This window comes from Enterococcus sp. LJL120 (genome assembly GCF_054871765.1).
The window spans coordinates 26,979-43,875 of sequence record NZ_JBTXLV010000005.1; the positions used below are offsets into that span (position 1 = coordinate 26,979).

Annotated in this window: 13 protein-coding genes; 3 read left to right on the forward strand and 10 right to left on the reverse strand. The window is 42.5% G+C overall.

The window, feature by feature from the left end:
• Positions 1-129: 129 nt before the first annotated feature.
• Positions 130-576, forward strand: coding sequence for a YueI family protein (locus ACYSNU_RS09290; RefSeq protein ID WP_461736953.1), 447 nt, complete (start codon positions 130-132; stop codon positions 574-576).
• A 178-nt stretch (positions 577-754) separates the two neighbouring features.
• The gene (locus ACYSNU_RS09295; RefSeq protein WP_265456155.1) at positions 755-1,162 is read left to right on the forward strand and encodes a hypothetical protein; all 408 of its coding nucleotides are present in this window, start codon (positions 755-757) and stop codon (positions 1,160-1,162) included.
• A 115-nt stretch (positions 1,163-1,277) separates the two neighbouring features.
• Here ACYSNU_RS09295 and gshAB read toward each other — a convergent pair whose 3' ends face one another.
• A complete protein-coding gene (gshAB, locus tag ACYSNU_RS09300; RefSeq protein ID WP_461737186.1) occupies positions 1,278-3,560 on the reverse strand; it encodes a bifunctional glutamate--cysteine ligase GshA/glutathione synthetase GshB in 2,283 nt (760 codons plus the stop codon).
• 73 nt (positions 3,561-3,633) lie between these two features.
• Positions 3,634-4,428: a MerR family transcriptional regulator gene (locus ACYSNU_RS09305; RefSeq protein ID WP_461736954.1), complete on the reverse strand. Its 795-nt coding sequence runs from the start codon at positions 4,426-4,428 to the stop codon at positions 3,634-3,636.
• Between the two features lie 79 nt (positions 4,429-4,507).
• On the opposite strand from ACYSNU_RS09305, the gene ACYSNU_RS09310 reads away from it, so the two are divergent.
• Positions 4,508-5,860 (forward strand): MATE family efflux transporter, encoded by a 1,353-nt coding sequence (locus tag ACYSNU_RS09310; protein WP_461736955.1) that lies wholly within the window; start codon positions 4,508-4,510, stop codon positions 5,858-5,860.
• A gap of 100 nt (positions 5,861-5,960) precedes the next feature.
• Here ACYSNU_RS09310 and ACYSNU_RS09315 read toward each other — a convergent pair whose 3' ends face one another.
• The 8 genes from ACYSNU_RS09315 to recG all read right to left on the reverse strand — a co-directional run bounded on the left by ACYSNU_RS09315 (position 5,961) and on the right by recG (position 16,861).
• The gene (locus ACYSNU_RS09315) at positions 5,961-6,248 is read right to left on the reverse strand and encodes a hypothetical protein (RefSeq protein ID WP_461736956.1); all 288 of its coding nucleotides are present in this window, start codon (positions 6,246-6,248) and stop codon (positions 5,961-5,963) included.
• Between the two features lie 153 nt (positions 6,249-6,401).
• Positions 6,402-7,412, reverse strand: coding sequence for a signal recognition particle-docking protein FtsY (gene ftsY / locus ACYSNU_RS09320; protein WP_265456165.1), 1,011 nt, complete (start codon positions 7,410-7,412; stop codon positions 6,402-6,404).
• 531 nt (positions 7,413-7,943) lie between these two features.
• Positions 7,944-8,759 carry a Cof-type HAD-IIB family hydrolase gene (locus ACYSNU_RS09325; RefSeq protein ID WP_461736957.1) on the reverse strand — a complete coding sequence of 272 codons (816 nt, stop codon included), beginning with the start codon at positions 8,757-8,759 and terminating at the stop codon, positions 7,944-7,946.
• Between the two features lie 108 nt (positions 8,760-8,867).
• Positions 8,868-12,449, reverse strand: a complete 3,582-nt coding sequence (gene smc, locus ACYSNU_RS09330) for a chromosome segregation protein SMC (RefSeq protein ID WP_461736958.1) — start codon at positions 12,447-12,449, stop codon at positions 8,868-8,870.
• 10 nt (positions 12,450-12,459) lie between these two features.
• Positions 12,460-13,164 carry a ribonuclease III gene (rnc, locus tag ACYSNU_RS09335; protein WP_461736959.1) on the reverse strand — a complete coding sequence of 235 codons (705 nt, stop codon included), beginning with the start codon at positions 13,162-13,164 and terminating at the stop codon, positions 12,460-12,462.
• Positions 13,165-13,426: 262 nt separating this feature from the next.
• The gene (gene acpP, locus ACYSNU_RS09340) at positions 13,427-13,666 is read right to left on the reverse strand and encodes an acyl carrier protein (protein WP_265456172.1); all 240 of its coding nucleotides are present in this window, start codon (positions 13,664-13,666) and stop codon (positions 13,427-13,429) included.
• 89 nt (positions 13,667-13,755) lie between these two features.
• Positions 13,756-14,787, reverse strand: a complete 1,032-nt coding sequence (gene plsX / locus ACYSNU_RS09345; protein ID WP_461736960.1) for a phosphate acyltransferase PlsX — start codon at positions 14,785-14,787, stop codon at positions 13,756-13,758.
• 40 nt (positions 14,788-14,827) lie between these two features.
• Positions 14,828-16,861, reverse strand: a complete 2,034-nt coding sequence (gene recG / locus ACYSNU_RS09350) for an ATP-dependent DNA helicase RecG (protein WP_461736961.1) — start codon at positions 16,859-16,861, stop codon at positions 14,828-14,830.
• Positions 16,862-16,897: the final 36 nt, after the last annotated feature.

The following is a 16,897-nucleotide window of genomic DNA, read 5'->3' on the forward strand; positions in this document are numbered from 1 at the left end:
TAACTGAGAATGATTTTCATTCTTACGATTAGTTTAGAGAAATTTAAATTTTTTTGCAAGCCTTTTTCTAAATTTTTCCCCAATAAATTTATGCTATAATAAATTTAGCATAACAACGAGGTGATTTTTTTGGCGGATGAACTGCAAAAGCATTTAGATAAAGGGATTTATGGCGCACCACTGGTCAATCCTGATGAACAGCACAAGTATTTGGGAACTTTTAGAGAGCGCTGTCATTTGACGATGACCCTTGAAGAAATGCCTAAAAAAGCTAACCAAGATAACCTCTTAAAAGAATTTGCGCTGCATCCCGGCAGCAGCCTCCTGCTAAATGGCAAAGTCGAACAATCTGTTGAGTCCATTTATATTCAACTGGCCAGCAAACAAAACATTCGCTTTACGATTGTGAATGATTTTGTCGGAGATCAGCCAACAGATATCGGTCTGGTTTTCGCAGCTAAAACAGCCGTCAATGAAGAAGTAGTGGATGTCGAAGCCAAATATCCATTGTCTTCTGAAACTTCAGCAACAGAGCCTGAGAAAAAAAGCGGCTTTTGGCATAATTTATTTAAGTAGGTCTGAAACAATTCATTTTTGACTGATAAGATTGTCTGACTTTCACCGAATGACTGAGAAAAGGACTGCTTCAATAAGAAAATTATTGAAAAATTTTCTTTTCAAAATTTCGGTGATAACTTTTGTCATGTAATCTTACTGCTATACACTAAAACATTTGAGAGATGGAGGAAGGAAGATGGAGTTATATCCTGAATTACGGCAGGAGCTGTTCAATGCCCTTGACCGCCACATTGATATTTTGCGGGATGTGGAATTAATTGAAAATGAAAGTTTGGATGGCGTGGTCTTTATGATGCGCAGCTTCGGCTTTATTTTTGACCGAGCGCCGATGGTTCTATCCGGCAGCGATGAGCTGGAAATGAACTATATGATGTTCCAGTATTACAGCCTGTTGACAGAATTAAAATACAATTTGGCCTTAAATTATCCCTATGCAAAACTGCAGGGCCGGCCAATCATTGAGATTGTTGAAGAGTTCCCCACAACTTATGAAAAAGAAATGAAGCAATGGTGGGAGCAACACACTGGCTTGGATGTTCAAGAAACCAAACAAACAATTGAAATTAAAGATTTTGAATATTAAAAAAAAGGTTGTCGCCAGCTAGAAATGCTGCGACAGCCTTTTTTATTTCTAAAAACTTTTAAAAGAATTAACTCTAAGCAAATTTTACATTATAAGCTTTAGCTCCATGCCACTATTAACAATTTTCCATTTCTTCAAACACTTCAGGATAAAGCAGTTGCAACACGTCCATCGTTAATCTTTGACCAGCACCGGCAAAAGGATAGATGTGCATATGCATCGCCGGATTAAAATTAGCCTCGATAATGCCATATGCTGTCGATTCCTGCGTCGGCTCCACTTTTAAATCCGGAATAATCAAATCAATTCCACTGATTACAGCTCCTAAAGCTTCCACCGCATCGGCGGCAATTTTTTTATAAGCCGTTGGCATCTCGTCGGTGAAATCAATCGAGTCGCCGCCGGTACTGATATTGGAATTTTCCCGCAGATAGACAATTTGGCCATCAGCTGGCACACTTTCAACCGTGTAGCCTTGCTCCTTCAGCATTAATTTTTCCAAATCCCCCAGTTGAATTAACTCTAACGGGGAACGGTGATTGGTTCCTCTTAAAGGATCAAGATTTTTTTCGGCCACCAGCTCTTCAATACTGCGACGACCATCGCCGACAATATTGGCAGGGATTCTTAAGAGCACTGCCTTGACCTCGCCGTCTAAAACAAAGAAGCGATATTCTGTCCCCGGTAAAAATTCCTCGACTAAAACGTCGCTGTCTTCTTTAAAAGCGATGGCTAAACCGGCTTGATAATCTTCAAAGGTGGCCCCTTCTTTAAAAATGGTAATGCCAATGCCGTAATTAGTCGACTTGGGCTTAATGACAAAAGCCCGCTGCGCAAATTCACCGAAAGCCGCTTCGGCGCTAGCTAAACTGCTAAATTCTGACCCCTTCGGAACGCGAAAACCGGCTTTGTCCAAAACTTTTTTCGTCACGGTTTTATTTTCCATCATCAATGGCACAATAAAGACATCCTTGGCTGTCATATTGGCATTTTTGACATACTCTACATGCTTTTTGAAATGCAGTTTTAAAAATTGATCGTTCTCATCTAAAACTTCCAAGCTGATGCCCTTTTGAATGGCATCAAACATTAGAATCTGCGTGGACAATTCCATTTCCCGATAACCCGCCAGCTGGTAAGGTCGCTCATGGGCCGCTTGATAATAAGTTGCCGCCAGCTCAGTTGCCAAGGTTGCTTGACTGGTTTTTTCAGCAGCCGTTAACCAACGGGCCGCCAATGTTTCAGCAGGATTTTCGATAATCTTCTGGAAACCGGCAATAAACTCAGCTGCCTCGGCTAACTTGAATTCAGTCAGCATCTTACTCATCTCAGCAATCAACCATTGACCTTCTGCCTTCGCAATAGTCGGAGCTAACGGTGCTTCTTCCGCCACTTGATTGCTTAATTGATCACCGGCTGCCACCCATTGATCAGCCGCCGCATCTTCTTCAGTCCATAATAAAAACAACATAAAATAATGGATGAAACGGACTTGATCATGGCTGATGCCGATTCTTTCGAAGGGATTTAAATCAATGTTGCGCAACTCGACATAGCGAATACCTTTTTTAGGCAGCTCCGACATCTTTTTGCCGCCCCGCAGACGAATCGGCGCATAAAATTCTTTTTCCTCTGAGAGCTTGCCGCTGTTAACCATTTCGGCGATATCAGCAAGATAATTTTCTAAAGAGCTGTAGGAAACTTGAACATCTGCATGATTAGTGTAGCCAAAACGACTGTTCCGCAGACTGCGCATCGGCTCTTGCGGCGCTTCATCTGTAAAATAATTGGCTTCGCTTAAAGGCGCCGCCCCAAATAAATAGGTCAGCAGCCAACGATAGCGCAAAAAATTACGAGCTACTTTCATATACAATTTAGTTTTAAATTCCTCTGGACTGCTACACTCATTTTGCATTTCATAGAGGCTAGTCACTAGTTCAGGGGCGTACTCAAAATTAAAATGAATTCCGCTGACCATCTGCTTGCGCTTACCATACGCCCGTGCTAAATAGCGGCGGTATAAAACATCTTCAAAGCGGGCTAGCTTCGCAATTTGAATCTCACCGTCTTTTTCCGGCAAACGCGGCGGCATACTTAAAGGCCACATCATTTCATTGTCATTCATCGAGCGCAGGGCTACATCGTGAATCGCCGCTAGCTCCCGCAAGACTTCCGTTTCAGTTTCCTTTACGCCGGTAATTAATTCCAGCTGGGTTTCGCTGAAGTCCGTTTGAATATAAGGGTGGAAGCTACGACAGCCCAAAACGGAGGGATGATCCGTTTGCGCCAGCTCCCCCTCTAAAGTGACCCGCTGGCTTTCTTTTTCTAAACCGAAGCGGGCCTTTTCAAGATAAGGCAAGACGCTAGTTGCTTGCATTAATGCTTTAAAATTCATGATTTCACCTTTCTGTTAGAGAATCTGCTCCGTATATTATAGCGGATTATTAGGAAATAACGTACTAAACCGCTTATTATTTTTGCAATTTTCGGGAAAGCTTTATGATAAATTCGTCAGAAAGGCTGGCTAGCTCGCTACAATAGTCCTCATGAAAGAGCGGCCCTGTCGTTGGATAGTCTTCAATTGCCTTTAAAAAGCGGGGCACACAGCTGGTCATCTCGCCATTTTTTAAAAGATAAATAATACTGACATACTCACCAGCAGACTTTTGAAAATTGCTATTTGTTTGAGCTCGCTGAAAAACTGCCATCGCCTGTGGCAATTCAACTGCGGCCAAACTATTTTTTTGAAAACTACTTTGCGCCTGCACCTTTGAGATTTCTCCCTCCGCAAAAATAATTCCATACTGATAGCCATAATTTAAATAATTGACGGAAATTCCCTCCTGAGGTTTTCTAGGAGTTAGCCGATAATTTTCAGCGGTCGACAACTCCTCAATAAACAGTCGGTTGGCACCGATTTCTTGAAAATGTTGAAAGCGTCGATTTAGAAAATCGATGCCGGCGCTAATTTGTTGCAGCTCCTGAATTTTTTCCGTCAATTTGCTTTGCTGGGCCTGCAGCATCTGACTTTTCCCTTTGAAATCAGCCGCCTGAAAATAATGCTGGATTTCTTTGAGGGACAAGCCGATTTCTCGAAACAGACGAATCGTGCTCAAGCGATCCGTTTGATACAAATTATAATAGCGGTAGCCCTTCTCATCCACCCGCACCGGCTTCAGCAAATCAATCTCGTCATAATAAAACAATGTTCGCTTAGAAATGCGGCACAGCTTGGCGAAAGCGCCGGTCGTCAATTCGTTTTTCATTTTTTTTCAACTCCTGCTTGACTATAACCTAACGTGATAGTTTATAAATAAAGTATAGCAAATAATTGAGGTGAAAATCATGGAACACGTTTCGAATAAAAAATTATTTTTCTTTTCCCTGCCTTTGATTGGCAGCTTGTTTACGCAACAGCTCTATAGTGCCGTCAGCATGATTATCGTCGGACAAACGCTAGGTCCCAACGAGCTGGCCGCTATCGGCAACGCCAGCAATTTATTGATGCTGTTTATCGTTATTTCCGGCGGTATTGAGCTGGCTGTAGAAATTATTTTTTCCCGTTTTATCGGCAAGCAACAGTTTAAAAAACTTTCTCAAAGTATCGGAAATATTTTAGTGCTGGCCATTCTCGCCGGCTTAATTCTGACTGTCATCGGGATTCTCCTACTACCAGTTGCTTTGACTTGGATGCATGTACCAGAAAATCTGATGGCTGATACCCTGACTTACAGCCGCATTTATTTACTTGGGGTGCCCTGCATTTATCTCTATGATATTTCCCGGGCGATGCTCTTGACCTTTGGCGAAGCCCGCAAAAGTTTTCTGTTAGTTTTAAGCTCGTCTCTCTTAAATATTCTTTTAAATTTAATTTTTATTCTAGTCTTTAATTGGGGAATTGCTGGCGCTGCCTTGGGAACGGTCTTTGCTCAGGCTGCCTTGATGGTGGTCAGCCTATTATCCCTCCACAAAAAAGCCCAGAGCTTCCCAGATTTCTCACTGAAAATCCGCATGTCGTGGCAATTATTAAAAGAATTGGCCCACATCGCTCTGCCGTCAATGTTTCAGCAATTTGTGATTACCTTTGCCTCTGTTTTGCTGCAGGCCTTAGTCAATCCTTTAGGAAATGAAATCATCATCGGTTATGTTGCGATCACACGGGTCTTAAATATCAGCCGAATTGTCATCTCTGGATTTTCCCAGACTCTGTCGATTTATTCTGCGCGGGCTTTTGCGGCAGAAGCCAGTGCCGCCTTGAAACAATTTTATCGTTTTTTAGTGAAAATTTCTGTTATCTATGGGGTAATCGTCAGTCTTTTGATGGTAATTTTTGCCCGCCCCCTCTGCAATCTCTTTTTCGATTCCAGCAGCCATCCAGCAGCCTATAACTTTTTTTTCAGTTATCTTTTATTTAGCAGTTTGATTACGCTATTAACAGTCTTTAAATTTATGAATGAAAGCCTCTTGCGCAGCAGCCTTTCCATGCGCAATTATCTGATTTGTAACGTTGGTGACCTGGTGATTCGGATTGCAGCAACCTCGCTTTTGATTCCGTTAGTCGGAGCCCATGCTTTTTGGCTAGGTGAATTAATCGGACGCAGTTTCTCCTTCTTGGCTTCCTTTGGCTTTATCAAAGGCCTCAAGCAACGGCTACAACAAGCATGGCTTCCAAATAACAATAAAAAAGCCCTCTCATAAAAAGAAGGCTAAAAAAATTATTCTGTTAACTGTAATGCCCCCAGAAGTTAGGCCAAAAAACTAACTTCTAGGGGCATTATTTTATGCGAGCATTTCCAGATTAGAGAGCTGTCCAAATAACCAGTTTGGCATTTTTCCCACCGCCGCTATATTCATACACAGCAATTTGCTGATCATCAGCGGCCACTCCATAACAAAATTCAGAATCTTTTTTTTCAATTTCTGCAGCCAAATATTGTTTCTTATTATCCAAAATATTACTGATTCTCCCGTTTGGTAGCAGACAGGTCAGATTAATGTAATCACCATTCATAGTCTTCAGTTCAGTAACCTCTTTTAGTTCAGGAATGCCCAAACTATGCAGCCGCTCCAGAATTTTCTCAGTCATTTTTCTGCTCCTCTCCTTTTACAATGCGATATTTTTAATTATATCATAGGATAGAAAGCGTTATCAAAAAAGTGTCATAAAGTTATTCTTTTGTTGGGAAAAATGGAAAAACACTGGAGTCTGACTAATCGGACTTCAGTGTTTCCATAAAATCTATTCTTCCTTTAACAAGCCTTTAAACAGACCAATCACAAAATCATTTGGCTCAAATGGTTCTAGGTCATCGATGCCTTCGCCTAAGCCAACTAATTTCACCGGCAGATGCAGCTCATTACGAATTGCCAGCACAATCCCACCTTTAGCGGTTCCATCTAATTTAGTTAAGACTAAACCAGTGACATCGGTTGTTTCCTTAAATTGTTTCGCCTGGACCATCGCATTTTGTCCAGTCGTCGCATCCACCACCAATAGCACTTCATGGGGCGCATCTGGCACTTCCCGCTGAATGACGCGTTTGATTTTTTCTAACTCGTTCATCAAGTTGACTTTGTTTTGCAAACGGCCAGCAGTGTCCACTAACAAAATATCTGCCTGCTGTTCCTGCGCCTTAGCCACCGCATCATAAACGACAGCCGCAGGATCGCCGCCAGCTTTGCCACGAACGACTTCGACTTGGGCCCGCTCACCCCAGACAACTAATTGATCAATCGCGCCTGCCCGAAAAGTATCCGCCGCCGCTAAAAGCACTTTTTTGCCAGCTTCACGGTATTGATTCGCCAATTTGCCGATACTCGTAGTTTTACCAACCCCGTTGACTCCGACAAATAGCATAATTGTCAATCCTTCAGGCTGCACATTTAGAGCATTGACCTCATCAACCCCTTCAGATTCATAAAGGTCGACTAATTTTTCAATGATAACATTTTGAACTTCCTGCGGCTTTTTGACATTTTGCAGCTTCACTTCCTGACGCAGAGCCTCAGTGATTTTTATCGCTGTGTCAAAGCCGACATCAGCTCCGATTAAAGTTTCTTCCAACTCTTCAAAAAAGTCTTCATCAACCGTTCGGAAATTCGCAAATAATTCATTCATCCGCTCGCCAAAAGTTTTACGAGTCTTTTCTAAACCCTGCTCGTATTTCTGTTGGACCTCGACTTCCTCCGGCGTTTGAACCTCTTCCGTCTCGCCGGTAAAAGCCTTTTTGATCTTATCAAAAAATCCCATGGAATTTCCTCCTTGCTCATTTTAAGGTATTAAATTTCTTGGCAGAAATTTAGTCTGTTTTTCGTACGTATATCATTCCACTAAACTGCAGGGACTTTATATACTGCTAAAAGTGGAACTGACATCCTAACTCGTATTAAGGCAACAAATTTCTTGGCAGAAATTTAGTCTGTTTTTCGTACGTATATCATTCCACTAAACTGCAGGGACTTTGTCTACTGCTAAAAGTGGAACTGACATCCTTGCTCATATTAAGGTATTAAATTTCTTTGTAGAAATTTAGTCTGTTTTTCGTACGTATATCATTCCACTAAACTGCTATGACTTTATATACTGCTAAAAGTGGAACTGACATCCTAACTCATTTTAAGGTATTAAATTTCTTGGCTGAAATTTAGTCTGTTTTTTCGTACGTATATCATTCCACTAAACTGCAGTGACTTTATCTACTGCTAAAAGTGGAACTGACATCCTAACTCGTATTAAGGCAACAAATTTATCCTTGTAGTAGTTTAGTCTGATTGTTACAGCTTACTCTTCAACAAAAACAAATTTCTCGATAACGGCAGCCACACCATCTTCATCGTTACTAGTGGTCACATAATCAGCAATGGCTTTGACATCAGGTACAGCATTGGCCATAGCGACACCGATGCCGGCGTATTCAATCATCGGCAAATCATTCTCTTCATCACCGATTGCCATGACTTCTGCGGCGGTTATTTTTAAGTAATCCGCCAACAAAGAAATTCCATAAGCCTTCGTCACACCCTTAGGCATAAATTCTAGCAGATTAGCCCGACTTTTTATAATTTCATATCTAGTATATAAATCCTGCGGAATGTCCGGGATTTTTTGATCCAAAATAGCCGCACTATAAGCCATGACAGCCTTATTATAAGTACCTTCATCATTGATTGCTTCGATTTCAGTCGGAATAAAATTCAACAAATCATTTAAGCTTTGATAGATTGAATTATGTCCGGGAGCCGTCGTTAGTTGTAGGACATCATCATCAGCTAAAACGTCCACTGGCAGTTCAAGTTGCTTGCCTAGCTCATAAATTTCTCGAACATTGGCTGTTGTTAAAGCTTTTTTGGCTAAAATTTCACCGGTATCATTTTTTTGAACCAAGCCGCCATTGAAGGTGATGCTGTAATCACCAGCTTCTTCTAGACCCAATTCCTCCAAATAAACTTCAATCCCTCTTAAAGGTCGGCCAGTACACAGCACAATTTTTACTCCGGCATCTTTGGCGCTTTGTAAGGCCAATTTATTTGCCTCGGAGATTTTCTTTTCGCTATTTAATAAAGTGCCGTCCAAATCAATTGCAATTAGTTTAATCATGAAACGCTCCTTTATGTTATCTGGAAACTTTTGCAGCCACTACAAACCAGTCGATACTAGCTTAGGCCCCTATTTATTTCAACTTAATCATATAAGACAGAATTTTCCTTACTGCGCCTCCGCCGAAATCCTGCCACCTTCAGTGACATCCTCCAGACGTACCGAAACAATTTTAGACACGCCGGATTCCTGCATAGTGACACCGTATAAAACATTGGCGGCTTCCATCGTACCTTTTCTGTGGGTCACAACAATAAATTGCGTGTCACTTTGGAATTGGCTGAGGTAATGGCCAAAGCGTGAAACATTGGCCTCATCTAAGGCAGCCTCCACCTCGTCTAAAATACAAAACGGAACTGTCCGCACTTGGATAATCGAAAACAGCAGAGCGATAGCTGTTAAAGCCCGCTCGCCTCCTGATAATAGACTCAAACTTTGCAGCCGTTTACCCGGCGGCTGAGCCTCAATTTCGATTCCGGTATTTAATAAATCTGTCGGGTCAGTCAAGAATAATTCCGCCCGACCGCCGCCAAACATTTTTGGAAAGACGGCTTTAAATTTATTGCGGATGGCATCAAAGGTTTCACTGAAACGCAGTTTGACCTCTTCGTCCATTTCCGCCATCGTGGTAAATAATTGTTCTTTGGCGGACAATAAATCATCCCGTTGGCTAACTAAGAATTGATGACGCTCATCCACTTGTTCAAACTGCTCGATGGCGTTTAAATTGACAGGACCTAGTCGCTCGATATCGGCTTTTAATTGACGCACTTCTTTTTTAGCTGCCGCTAAGTCAGCCGTTTCTTGATACTGCCAGATAGCCGCTTCATAAGTCATGCTATATTCTTCCTGCAAGTATGCCAAGAAATTATCCAATTGCAGCTCCCGCCGATTTTTTTGAACTTCTAAATTGGTTTGGGTGGCCATCAGATTTTTTTGTTGCTGATTGGCTTCGGTCAATTGGCTGTCCAATTGGTCAACTTGTTCCTGTAAAGCCTGCCGTTGTTCTTTTGCGGTAGATAATTTCTCCTTGATTTCCGCGAGGGCCCGGCCCAATTCTTCCCCTTGGGCCACTAAACTTTCTTCCGTCATTTCAAAATCAGAGGAAGCATTGCTTAAAGCCGCAATTTGACTGACTAAGTTATCCCGTCGATTAGCAGTGTCCCGCTCTTGTTCCACTAGATTTTGGAGCTGGCTTTCCAAATGGGTTTTCTGCTCCTTGGCAATCGCCAACTTAGCCGTTTGCTGGTTTTTTTCCTCCTGCAAACGTTGGCGGGTTTCCTCCACCAATTCGCTTTCTTGACTAATAGATTTAATTTCTTGATCAATGTCGGTCAATTGTGTCGCTAGGCTGGTTTGTCTATCCGTTAGTTCGGCTTTTTCCTGCTGATATTCGCCGATGAAACGCTGCAGCTCTGTCGACTCCATTTGAAAAATTTGTAATTCTTTTTGAGCCCGCTCTAATTCATTTTCTTTATTAGCAAGCTGATTTAAAATTTCTTGTTCTTCTAAACGGGTCGCTTCCCCGTGACTGCGAAAGGCCTCTAAGTCGACCTCTTGCTTTTTCACAACAGCTTCCAACTGTTGAACCTGTTGTTCCTTAGCAAATTGCTGAGCTTCAATTCGTTCCAATTCTTGACTGAGGTGCTGCAATTCTTGGCCTTGACTAAAGAGACTGCCTTGATTACCTTTTTTGCTGGCACCACCGGTCATCGAACCGCCGGCATTCATCACGTCTCCTTCGAGGGAAACAATCCGCACCTGATAATTCAGCGCCTTCGCCAGTTGGTTGGCACTGGTCAAGTCTTTGGCAATCACAATATGCCCTAATAAATTTTCTGCAATATTAGCAATTTTGTCATCATAGCTGATTAATTGGCTGGCAATTCCTAAAAAGCCTGACACATCTTGGGCTTTTTTCACTTGAGAACTGTTTAAGGAACGGGGCTTAATCGTTGTCAGCGGCAGAAAAGTTCCACGGCCGCCTTTGCGTTCCTTCAAAAAAGTAATCCCATTGCGGGCATCTTTTTCCGTTTCTACAACAATATTTTGCGCTGCGCCCCCTAAAGCCGTTTCAATTGCGAGGGTGTAATCTTCTGGCACTGTTAATAATTCCGCCACGGCGCCGACGATACCGCCAAGCTGCTCTTGGTTTTGCAAAATCAAACGGACACCATGATAAAACCCAGTATAATTATCTTGAATATCCTGCAGGCTTTTATGGCGAGCTTTAACCTGTTGCAGCCGATTCATCAGCTGATACATTTCCTGCTGCGCTTCTTTAAAACGAGCGCTCCCCTGCTGTAATTCTTGTTGGGTCTTTTGATAATCCTTTAATTGTTTAGCAATTTGGCCTTGGACGGTCGCTTTTTTCTCAGTTAAATCAGCCACCTGTTCAACCAACGCCGCCTGTTGCGTTTCCAACTGCTGATTTTTAGTCAGCGCCTGTTGGTTTTTGGCCATCTCTTGTTGATAGGTCCGCTCCAAATGTTTTAATTCATTGTTGGTGCTGGCTTGCTCTTGCATCAGCTCAACATATTGGCTGCGCAAATCTTCAATAATTTCCTTAGAGGATTTTTGGTACTTGATTAATTCACTTTCAGTGGTCGCAATTTCATTGCTTAAAAGCGTCATCTCTTCTTCTTTTGTTAATAAATTGCGCCGCAAATCAGTTAATTGCTGACTAAACTCGGCTAATTTTGCTTCGGCTTCTTCCACAGAGGCTTGATATTCCTGGGCATTTTTCAAGGTGTTTTGCGAGCGTTCCTTTAAAACATCCTTTTGCCCTTCTGCTTGTTTCAAGGCTTCAGTCAATTGCAGCTGCTGTTGATTGAATTGGTCAATCTGCTGGTCGGTTTGGCTGCGGGTTTGCCGCAAATCAAATAATTTACTTTCAGCGTGTTGAATCGCTTCACGGACCTCTGTCAATTGCTCCGCTAAGACAGTCAGTTCTGTTTTTTTAGTTTCCCAATCGGCTTTGGTGCTGCTGACTTCGGTAATGACAGCACTGATGTCGATTGCCGTTAATTTTTCTTTTAAAGTCAAAAATTCTTTAGCGGCTGCACTCTGGGCCTTCAAAGGTTCCAGCTGGTCTTCCAGCTCATAAATAATATCTTGAACCCGGCTTAAATTGTCTTCTGTCTCAAATAATTTCTGCTCGGCTTTTTTCTTCCGCTGCTTGTATTTTAAAACACCGGCTGCCTCTTCAAAAATTCCGCGACGGTCTTCAGGCTTACTGGAGAAAATCGCTTCGACCTTCCCTTGAGAAATAATCGAAAAAGATTCCTTGCCTAACCCAGAATCCATAAATAAATCTTGAATGTCTTTTAGACGGCAGGCTTGTTTATTAATGAAAAAGTCACTTTCACCAGTCCGACGTAAACGACGGGTCACGCTGATTTCACTAAAATCCAGCGGCAGATAGTTGTCGCTGTTATCTAAAACAATCGTCACTTCGGCAATGTTCAAAGGTTTGCGGGATTCAGAGCCGGCAAAAATAATGTCCGGCATCTTACCGCCCCGCAGGCTTTTAGCGGACTGCTCCCCTAAAACCCAACGAATCGCTTCGGTGATATTACTTTTACCGCTGCCGTTTGGACCCACGACGGCGGTTAACTTATTTTCAAAATCAATCACCGTGCGATCAGCAAAGGACTTGAAGCCGGCTATTTCTACTTTCTTTAAATACACAAAATCGCTCCTAATTTGTTTCGGATTCAGCTAATTGCTTCAGGGCATTTTCCGCTGCAGCTTGTTCTGAAAGCTTTTTGGATTTCCCGTGGCCATCGCCGATTTCGCGACCATCCAATAAAACTTTGGTCCAAAATTCCCGTTCATGGGCAGGACCTTCTTCTTTAGTTAATTGATAGTCGATTTTAACATCGCCGTTTTTTTGTAGGACTTCTTGTAAACGGGTCTTAAAATCCATCTCATGTGAAAAAGCACCATTAGTCACTTGGGGAAAGATAACTTTGCTAATAAACGCCAAAACAGCGTCTAATCCTTGATCTAAATACAAAGCCCCTAAAAAGGCTTCAAATAAATCACACAATAAGGCGGGGCGCATCCGGCCGCCAGAGTTTTCTTCGCCTTTTCCTAGTAACACATACTGGTCAAATTGACATTCCTTCGCAAATTTTGAAAGACTGTCCTCTCTGACAATTGCTGAACGCAGTTTCGTTAAACGACCTTCAGGTAAATCCGTGAAGGTGTCATATAAAAATCGGGAAACTAATAATTCCAAAACGGCGTCCCCTAAAAATTCTAAGCGTTCATTGTCAGATAAATGCAAGTTGCGATGCTCATTCACATAGGATGAATGGGTGAAGGCCTGTTCGAGTAAATCGACATGATGAAAAACAATTTGATAGTTCTCCTGTAGCAATTTGGTCAACTGGTGATTCATGTTCCCATTCCTTTCCAACTTGGTTGCAGATACTGTTCTATTATACTGGTTTTTCTCTGCTTTTGAAACTTTAAGGAGATAAAAAAAGAGGTTATCACATAAGTTCCTTCACAGACAAAATTTCTAAACTAAAGGGTGAATTGCTGTCAGAGCCAAATGGTCCGACTGACAAACTTACCCCCACTGTCAGCTGTTACTGACGATGGTTTAGCTATTTTAAATCTGTTTTGAGCTTATGTCACAACCTCGAGAAAATCAATGATTATTGATTGTTCATAATATAGTCAACTGCGCCGCCAACTGTTTCAATTTTTTCTGCTTCTTCATCAGAAATCTCAGTCCCAAATTCGTCTTCTAATTCCAAGACAAATTCCATCACTGAAATTGAATCAGCATTCAAATCATCTTTAATACTAATCTGATCGGTAATTTTATCCGGCTCAACTTCAAAATGTTTGGCGATAATATTCGCTACTTTGCTAAATACTTCTTCCCGCGTCAATTCGCTTCACCCCCGTTTTCCTTGCCCTCAGTCTGCAAGCTTCATTTTACTGATAAAAAAATTGTTTGTCTACCTTTTTCAGCGAATTTCTATTCCGCTGGTGTCGTTGCTTCAGACTCTGTTGCTTCCTCTTGGGCAAAATGGTCCACCAATTGAGTGACGACCTGAGTTTCTAACATCCGGTGAATCTGGCGAATGGTATACTTCACAGCCTCTGGTCCAGTTGCTCCGTGGGTTTTAATCACGGGTGCTTTTAAGCCAAACAAGACTGCTCCACCATGTTTAGAATAATCCATTTCATTTTTCAACCCCCGCAAGCTGTCTTTTAATAATAATGCCCCCAGCTTGCCTGTAATACCTGCTTCTGAAATCGAATTTTTCAATAGCGACATGATGCTGATAGCAGTCCCTTCAATTGTCTTTAAGACGGCATTTCCAGTAAAGCCGTCGGTGACAACTACATCAGCGACACCGCTCAATAAATCACGGGCTTCAACGTTGCCGATAAAATTCAAATCAGGTGCTTCACTTAGCAACTCATATGCTTTTTTGGTCAGCTCGCTACCTTTGCTAGCTTCCGTACCATTATTTAAAAGTCCAACACGGGGATTTTCAATTCCCCGAACATTTTTAGCATAAAAGGCTCCTAAGACACCAAATTGCAATAAATGTTCTGGCCGGTTATCGGCATTCGCCCCTAAGTCCAGCATATCAAAGCCTTTATCCGGCTGCCCAACCACTGGCAAAGTGGTCATCAAGCCTGGCCGTTCCACTTGTTTAATGCGCCCGACAATAAATAGGCCAGCTGCTAATAAAGCTCCGGTATTACCGGCAGAAAAAATCGCATCGGCGCGACCTTCTTTGACCGCTTGGGCCGCCATCACCATTGACGCTGTTTTTTTACGGCGAATCGCTTTAACGGGTTCATCATCACTCATAATTTTTTCATCGGTGTGGATGATTTCGACATTTTTTTCATCGGTTACGTACTTTTTAATTTCCGCTTCTTTTCCAAATAAAAGAAACTCCATCTCAGGGTATTCCGCTTTAGCTAGCATAATTCCTTCGACAATGGCTTGAGGGGCGTTGTCGCCGCCCATCGCATCTACTGCAATTTTCATTTTTTTATTTTCCTCCAGTTTAGTTCAAGCAACTTGCGCTTTAATCAAAAAATTGTTCTTCATCAGCTATTTTTAAAGTCTCCACTAGACTACTATATTCTGCTTGATGTTGCCAGTCGGAATTCTGCCAAATCTTTTTGGCTTCACTGCGGGCCACTTCCAAAATATTAAAATCATTGACGATATCCCCCACAATAAATTGCGGAATTCCTGATTGCCGAAAGCCAAAGACTTCGCCTGGCCCCCGCAGCTCTAAATCTTTTTCACTGACGACAAAGCCGTTAGTGGTTTCTGTCATGATTTTCATGCGCTCCACACCCATTTCGTTTTTCGGGTCCGCCACTAAAATACAATAGGAGGCATCGCCGCCCCGACCAACCCGGCCTCGCAATTGATGGAGCTGCGCCAAACCAAACCGGTCGGCATCCATAATTAGCATCACTGTGGCATTGGGAACATTGACCCCGACTTCAATCACGGTGGTGGAAACTAAAATCTGACTTTTTTGGTCTTTAAAATTTTCCATGATTTGATCTTTTTCTTGGTTTTTCATTTTACCATGGAGCAAAGCCACTTGATAGGTGTCGCCATAATAAGTTTGCAGGCGTTCATAAATTTCGGTGGCATTTTTGACATCCAAAGCCTCTGATTCTTCAATCAGCGGACAGATAACATACATCTGATGACCTTTTGAAAGTTCTTTTAAGCTCCATTCCAAGACGCTATCTAATTGCGGATGACGAATCCAGCGAGTTTCCACAGGAATTCGGCCGGCCGGTAATTCATCAATCACGGAAACATCCATTTCCCCATAAGCGGTAATCGCTAAAGTTCGAGGAATCGGCGTCGCCGTCATAAACAAAACATCTGGTCGCAAGCCCTTCTCCCGCAAAATTTTCCGCTGGTTCACACCAAAGCGATGCTGTTCATCGGTAATCACGAGACCGAGATTGGCGAAGAAAACATCTTTTTGAATCAAAGCGTGGGTGCCGACAAGAATATCCAATTCGCCATTGGCTAATTGAGCAAGAATTTCCCGCCGTTCTTTCGTTTTAGTCGAACCGGTTAAAACTGCCACCCGTACTTCCAAAGGATCAAAGAGCTGGCTCAAGCTTTCCAAATGCTGCTGGGCCAAAATTTCCGTTGGTACCATCAAGGCTCCTTGAAAACCAGCTGTCATGGCGGCATACAAAACAATTGCCGCCACCACCGTTTTCCCGCTGCCGACATCCCCTTGCAAAAGCCGCTGCATATGTTGCGGACTGCGCAAATCTCGACAGATTTCATTAGTGACCCGCTTTTGAGCATTGGTCAGCTCAAAGGGCAGCGTCTCGACAAATTTTTTCAAGCGGGGCACATCATATAAAATCGAAATCCCGTTGACTTCAGCTTTGTCCTGCGCCTTTAAGCCCTGCATCCGCATTTGAAAGAGGAAAAATTCTTCAAAGACGACTCGCCGTTTGGCCTGCTGACTTTCCTGATGATTTTTAGGAAAGTGCATGGCAATAATCGCTGACTTGCGATCCATTAAGCGATATTTTTCAATCAGAGAGGCCGGCAGATTTTCAAAAATCTGCTCTTGATAGAGTTCCAATGCTAGCTTGATTAATTCAATCAGGGTGCTCTGGCGGACTGCTTTTGAGACATGATAAATCGGGGCAAAATCCTCTGGTGATTTGCTGCCTAAAATTTTCATGCCGTTTAAAGCTTTGCGCTTAGCATCCCATTTGCCATAAACGGCGATTTCTTCTCCTAAAATCACTTTATCCTTTAGATAAGGTTGATTAAAAAAAGAGACGCTGAAGACATCATGGTCTTGCATCATGCGAAATTGCAGGCGATTTTTTTTATAGCCATAACGGGCTAAGACCGCTTCAGAAACAACAGTCCCCTTCAGCGTGACTTTTTCTTGATTGCCAATTTCATTGAGATTTTTTTCTTGAATATCCTCATAGCGAAATGGAAAATAAGTAATCAAATCCTCAATCGTCACTATGCCGAGGCTGGCTAAATTTTCTTGGCGCTTAGGACCCACGCCGGCTAAAACGGCGACACTATCTGTCAATGCTGTCATCTGTCGACCTCCCTTCAAGAAAGAAGCCTGAAAAAC

What these genes read in the sequence shown, in the direction of transcription:
- ACYSNU_RS09295 (WP_265456155.1), top strand. Translation starts at nt 755, where the DNA reads ATGGAGTTATATCCTGAATTACGGCAGGAGCTGTTCAATGCCCTTGAC.
- ACYSNU_RS09305 (WP_461736954.1), bottom strand. Translation starts at nt 4,428, where the DNA reads ATGAAAAACGAATTGACGACCGGCGCTTTCGCCAAGCTGTGCCGCATT.
- ACYSNU_RS09310 (WP_461736955.1), top strand. Translation starts at nt 4,508, where the DNA reads ATGGAACACGTTTCGAATAAAAAATTATTTTTCTTTTCCCTGCCTTTG.
- ACYSNU_RS09315 (WP_461736956.1), bottom strand. Translation starts at nt 6,248, where the DNA reads ATGACTGAGAAAATTCTGGAGCGGCTGCATAGTTTGGGCATTCCTGAA.
- ftsY (WP_265456165.1), bottom strand. Translation starts at nt 7,412, where the DNA reads ATGGGATTTTTTGATAAGATCAAAAAGGCTTTTACCGGCGAGACGGAA.
- ACYSNU_RS09325 (WP_461736957.1), bottom strand. Translation starts at nt 8,759, where the DNA reads ATGATTAAACTAATTGCAATTGATTTGGACGGCACTTTATTAAATAGC.
- rnc (WP_461736959.1), bottom strand. Translation starts at nt 13,164, where the DNA reads ATGAATCACCAGTTGACCAAATTGCTACAGGAGAACTATCAAATTGTT.
- plsX (WP_461736960.1), bottom strand. Translation starts at nt 14,787, where the DNA reads ATGAAAATTGCAGTAGATGCGATGGGCGGCGACAACGCCCCTCAAGCC.
- recG (WP_461736961.1), bottom strand. Translation starts at nt 16,861, where the DNA reads ATGACAGCATTGACAGATAGTGTCGCCGTTTTAGCCGGCGTGGGTCCT.